This is a genomic window from Bacillus sp. EKM501B, assembly GCF_011800505.1.
Taxonomy (GTDB): Bacteria; Bacillota; Bacilli; order Bacillales; family Bacillaceae_G; genus Bacillus_A; species Bacillus_A cereus.
In genome coordinates, this window is sequence record NZ_JAALFZ010000044.1 from 1 (window position 1) to 5,168 (window position 5,168).

Sequence of the window (5,168 nt, forward strand, 5' to 3'; positions counted from 1 at the left end):
ATTTTTCTGCGTTAGGAAGTTCTCAGCTTTCCTTCCTTCTCTGTATAACCGGGTAAAATAACTCGTGTCCTTTTCTTCGCTTATTATGAAATTGAATGCAAAAAAGCATATTCATCCCTAAATATAGGGACGAATATGCTTATATCCGTGGTTCCACCCAGATTCCCATCACAAAAAACATAATGGCTTCTTTTGCGATAACGTCGCATACACGGCACTAGATACTTCATTTCCCTAGTGCAGCTCTAAGGTGGTAAGTTATTTTTCTGCGTTAGGAAGTTCTCAGCTTTCCTTCCTTCTCTGTATAACCGGGTAAAATAACTCGTGTCCTTTTCTTTGCTTTTTGTAAAACATCCATTTATTGTTATTTAATATATCTTATTCATTTTATTTTTGCAAGTGTTTAAAAAAATTATTTATTTAATTTAAAAAAGTGAAACCAATTTTTTTTGGTTTCACTTCACAATTTTACCAATCTTGTGGTTCGTAATTTAAGTCTGCAAATAGACGTCTTTTCTCTTTCTTCGTTAAATCTCTCCACTGCCCAACTGGTAAATTATTCAATTCAATATTCATAATTCTCGTACGTTTTAACGTGTATACTTGATAACCTAAAGCTTCACACATACGGCGAATTTGACGATTTAGCCCTTGTGTTAAAATAATTTGGAACTCATATTTTGATAACTGTGTAATCTCACAAGGAAGCGTTTTTGTTCCTAAAATTTTAACACCCGCTGCCATTTTCTCTAAGAAATCAGGTGTAATTGGCTTATCTACTGAAACGATATATTCTTTCTCATGTTTGTTTTCAGCACGTAAAATCTCATTAACAATATCGCCATCATTCGTTAACAAAATTAAACCGTCAGAGTCTTTATCAAGACGTCCAATGTGACTAATTCGTAAAGGATGATTCACTAAATCAATAATATTACCTTTTACTGATTTTTCACTCGTACATGTAATACCTACTGGTTTATTTAAAGCGATATATACGTGATCTCGAGCAATTCGAAGCTGCTCTCCATTTACTCGTACATCATCACCTGGGTTCACTTGGTCACCAATTTTTGCAACCTTACCGTTAATAATTACTCTTCTCTCATTAATTAGTTTATCCGCTCCACGTCGAGACGCTTTTCCAGCTTCACTAATAAATTTATTGATACGCAAATTAGGCACATCCTTTTCTAAAAAAATTTCAAGCTCACACTGCTTCTACCGTACAATACAAAAGGGTAAGCCTCCTATTATAACTTAAATATATTAACATGAAAGGGTATATAACGTCTTCTATTAATTACTTGTTTATAAGAAAATATCTTTATTATACATTCATTTATGCACTTTTTCAGCGTTTAATATACAAGCCATTCTTCCTTACATACAGCTTGTTTTCCTTTTATCTCTTCTATCTCTTCATGAATATTAGCTAATTTATATAAACCTGGGAAAATCTCTTCCACATAATGTTGATGCGTCTTTTCATCTTTCCAATACGTTAACACTATGTAACGATTTTTATTTTTTAAAGACTTCCCAACTACTCCACCTAACATTCCTTTTGCTTTTTCCATTCCTTTATTCCAAATTGTTTCTTGCTTATGTAAAAAATGATTTTCCTTTTCCATCTTTACATCACATATAGCAACTCTTACGAATGATCCTTCTGTAACAACGTCTTTCAAATGCGTATCAGTTATATCATACAACGTTTGAAATAATTCAATTTCACATGAAAGAAACGTATCCTCTTGATTACTATTTAAATAAATTGTATCGTGAGCACCATTCATAAATGATTGATATGCACTTCTATCTTCCCATAAAGTAAATACACATGCCTCATCTTCATACCATCCACCAAATTGTCCATGAAACCCATCTAGGTGCCGTATATCACGCCATTTTCCTTGCGCATTTGAAAACAATTCCTTTTTCTCTTCTTCCACCTTACAGTAGATTGTTTTTAGTAGCATTTTTAATTCCCCCTTTAGCATATAATTTATCTTCTTCTCACAATAATTAGTTCACATAATATTTTTATAATCACCCTAATACTCTTTATAGACATATAGAACTAATCATATTTATCACTACATCTATCAAAACATCTATCGAATTTAATTTCAAATGATTCAGAATAAAAAAAGATGTAACTCTTAATGAATTACATCTTTAGCTAATCTCCCTTATTCATCTTTTTCTCAAATAAATAATACGTAATGTCTCCTGGATAATGTACTACTGTTACCTTCCGCTCCCCTTTTTTAAAACTAACAGTATGCCCGTTTTCCCCTAAGTTCTCCCATCCACTCGCCTTTGTAATCGGCATTACACTTATATATTGATAGTCCTCTTCCTTATCATCGTTAATATGAATTGCTGACATTGGTACTGGAAAACCTTTAATTTTAGATTCTTTATTCATAAATATGAATGCAATTACACCAACTAATAACATAGCCATTGAAATACTTGAAACTAGTTTTCTTCTATTCATTTTCACTAAAAACCCTCTTTTCTCACATATAACTTTCATCATTTTACTAACTTTAATTATTTATGTATAGAGAAGAAATAATTTTAATTATTTCTAACCTATTTTCTCTACTTAAAACAACATTATTATTATATATTATAATTATAAGTTTTTAAATTTTGGAGGCGTTACATATTGCAGAAATTACTTTTTACTAAATGGACAGTTGTTATTTCTATTTTCATCATTTTTGGTACAATTTTCTACGTTACTAATGTTAAAAATAACCACGAAAAAGCAACTGTAGAAACAGCGGAGACAAAAACTTTCAAAACTAAATTACAACCTAAAATTAATGAATTGACTACTCATTATAATGACATCATCGAAAAAGATTGGTTACCTGCCTGGGAAGAGATTAACACGAATGGAGATTCAGTAGATCGAAATAAACTATTAGTTACAATGAGTGCTGTTTCCAAGCAGTACGAAACAATTATGAACGAAATAGACACGCTTAAAATTGAAGAAAACATAACAGATATAGATATACAAAAACAACTACTTCAGTTCACAACTCAGTTTAAATCCGCATCAAATTTCATGAAAAATGCAGCAAATTTAATTATAGACGGAGCAAATAACTCTACTCCAACCGATGAAACTATTGAAAAAACAAAACAAGCTTTAGGACTTGCGGATCAACATATTGTCATCGCTTTATCTACTTTAAATGAAGTTGAAGATAAATTAGGACTTACAAAAAAATAAAACTATTTACTATTTTAAAATAAAAAATGATTGCAATTCACAATTTGTATGTCTATAATGTTTTTATTGATTTACAATCAATGTGTTTATAAATTTTATAATTCGGATGAACCATTCAGGAGAAGGTCTATTGATCTACCGACGGGGCAAAAAGTTGTTATACCAGCTTTGAAACTCTCAGGTCTTGGTTACAAGTAGAACTGCATGGGGACGAATCTCTGGAGAGACTCCCTCTCGCTTTCATAGAGCGCGGAGGAAAACGAGCACCGAAGGAGCAAATCCGCTACTACAGCGGATAATCTCTCAGGTAAAAGGACAGAGACAAGCGAAAGAAAAAGCCGATTGTATCGGTTTATTTTTCTATCCCTTGTTTCTCCAGAGACCATTTCATTTACTTGAAGTGGTTTTTATTTTTTCTAAAAAAGGAGAATAAAGATGGAGACAGTAAGTAAAGTATTAGAACAACTGAATCAATACGTGTGGGGATTACCAACTTTGTTGCTACTCGTTGGAACAGGTATCATTCTCACAGTGCGTTTAAAAGGTTTACAGTTTAGTAAACTATTATACGCTCACAAACTAGCATTTAAAAAATCAGAAGATACCTCTTCTTCTGGAGATATTAGTCACTTCCAAGCACTTATGACAGCTATGGCCGCAACGATTGGTATGGGAAATATAGCCGGTGTTGCAACAGCTGTTACAATTGGTGGTCCTGGTGCAATATTTTGGATGTGGATTACCGCTTTATTCGGTATGGCAACAAAGTATGCCGAGGCAATACTTGCAGTGAAATACCGTGTTAGTAATGAAAATGGTGAATATTCAGGTGGACCAATGTATTATTTAGAGCGTGGTTTAGGTAAGAAATGGCTGGCAGTATTATTCGCTATATTCGGCACAACTGCTTCTTTCGGTATTGGTAATATGGTGCAATCTAACTCAGTTGCAGAGGCAATGCGAATTAATTTCTCTTTCCCTCCTGCTTTAACTGGTATAGTAATGTCATTTTTAATCGCAATTGTTATTTTAGGCGGTGTAAAAAAAATTGGGAAAGTGACGGGATATGTCGTTCCTATTAAAGCTTTCTTTTATATAATTGCTGGTCTTATAATTATTTTCTATCACTACGACCAAATTCCAGAAGCATTTTCACTTATTTTTTCTGGTGCATTTAATGGTACAGCAGCTGCTGGTGGTTTTATTGGGGCAACAGTTGCATCAGCTATCCAAATCGGAATGGCGCGTGGTGTATTTGCGAACGAAGCTGGTTTAGGAAGTGCACCTATTGCCGCCGCGGCGGCAAAAACTGATTCGCCTGCAAAGCAAGCTTTAGTTTCAATGACTGGTACTTTTCTAGATACGTTTATTGTATGTACAATTACAGGACTAGTATTAATTACTACAGGTGCTTGGAAATCTGGTAAAACTGGCGTTGAAGCTACAACACTTGCATTCCAATCTGTATTTGGTACTGCTGGTAGTATGATTCTCGGTATCGCAATTATTTTATTTGCCTACTCTACTATTTTAGGCTGGTCGTATTATGGAGAAAAATGTGTAGCTTATTTATTCGGAGAAAGTGCAGTTAAATATTATAAAGCAATCTTTATTGTTATGATTGCAATTGGTGCTAATTTAAAGCTAGGAATCGTATGGACATTTGCTGATATTGCAAATGGACTTATGGCAATTCCAAACTTGATTGGTCTAATTGGATTAAGTAGTATTGTTGTTGCTGAAACGAATCGCTTTTTACAAGCAGAGAAATTGAAAGAAAATAATAAAAAACAGGCAAGTTAATCTATGAAAAAAGGAATGACTCATACATGATGAGTGGTCATCTCCCTGTCAAGTAGACAGAAATAAAAAGAGTATTATGCCACGGCCTTTTCCCGATATTCTATCGGGG

Annotated in this window: 5 protein-coding genes, 1 riboswitch and 1 other annotated feature; of the genes, 2 read left to right on the forward strand and 3 right to left on the reverse strand. The window is 33.4% G+C overall.

Annotated features, from left to right (window positions below):
- Positions 1-122 precede the first annotated feature (122 nt).
- Positions 123-346 (reverse strand) — a binding site (T-box leader).
- Positions 347-468: 122 nt separating this feature from the next.
- The 3 genes from rluF to HFD78_RS28820 all read right to left on the reverse strand — a co-directional run bounded on the left by rluF (position 469) and on the right by HFD78_RS28820 (position 2,548).
- Positions 469-1,176 (reverse strand): 23S rRNA pseudouridine(2604) synthase RluF, encoded by a 708-nt coding sequence (gene rluF / locus HFD78_RS28810; RefSeq protein ID WP_001222170.1) that lies wholly within the window; start codon positions 1,174-1,176, stop codon positions 469-471.
- A gap of 185 nt (positions 1,177-1,361) precedes the next feature.
- Positions 1,362-1,982 (reverse strand): YdbC family protein, encoded by a 621-nt coding sequence (locus HFD78_RS28815; protein ID WP_000925166.1) that lies wholly within the window; start codon positions 1,980-1,982, stop codon positions 1,362-1,364.
- A 203-nt stretch (positions 1,983-2,185) separates the two neighbouring features.
- Complete coding sequence (locus tag HFD78_RS28820) at positions 2,186-2,548, reverse strand: hypothetical protein (protein WP_002061304.1); 363 nt, start codon at positions 2,546-2,548, stop codon at positions 2,186-2,188.
- 132 nt (positions 2,549-2,680) lie between these two features.
- Here HFD78_RS28820 and HFD78_RS28825 point away from each other — a divergent pair, with 132 nt between their 5' ends.
- Positions 2,681-3,256, forward strand: a complete 576-nt coding sequence (locus HFD78_RS28825) for a hypothetical protein (RefSeq protein ID WP_001170884.1) — start codon at positions 2,681-2,683, stop codon at positions 3,254-3,256.
- A gap of 208 nt (positions 3,257-3,464) precedes the next feature.
- Positions 3,465-3,585, forward strand: a riboswitch (glycine riboswitch).
- Positions 3,586-3,691: 106 nt separating this feature from the next.
- Complete coding sequence (locus tag HFD78_RS28830) at positions 3,692-5,059, forward strand: alanine/glycine:cation symporter family protein (RefSeq protein WP_000451039.1); 1,368 nt, start codon at positions 3,692-3,694, stop codon at positions 5,057-5,059.
- Positions 5,060-5,168: the final 109 nt, after the last annotated feature.

Bases quoted from the DNA above. Each gene is read 5' to 3' on its own strand.
- HFD78_RS28815 (WP_000925166.1), bottom strand. From the start codon at position 1,982: ATGCTACTAAAAACAATCTACTGTAAGGTGGAAGAAGAGAAAAAGGAA.
- HFD78_RS28830 (WP_000451039.1), top strand. From the start codon at position 3,692: ATGGAGACAGTAAGTAAAGTATTAGAACAACTGAATCAATACGTGTGG.
- HFD78_RS28820 (WP_002061304.1), bottom strand. From the start codon at position 2,548: ATGATGAAAGTTATATGTGAGAAAAGAGGGTTTTTAGTGAAAATGAAT.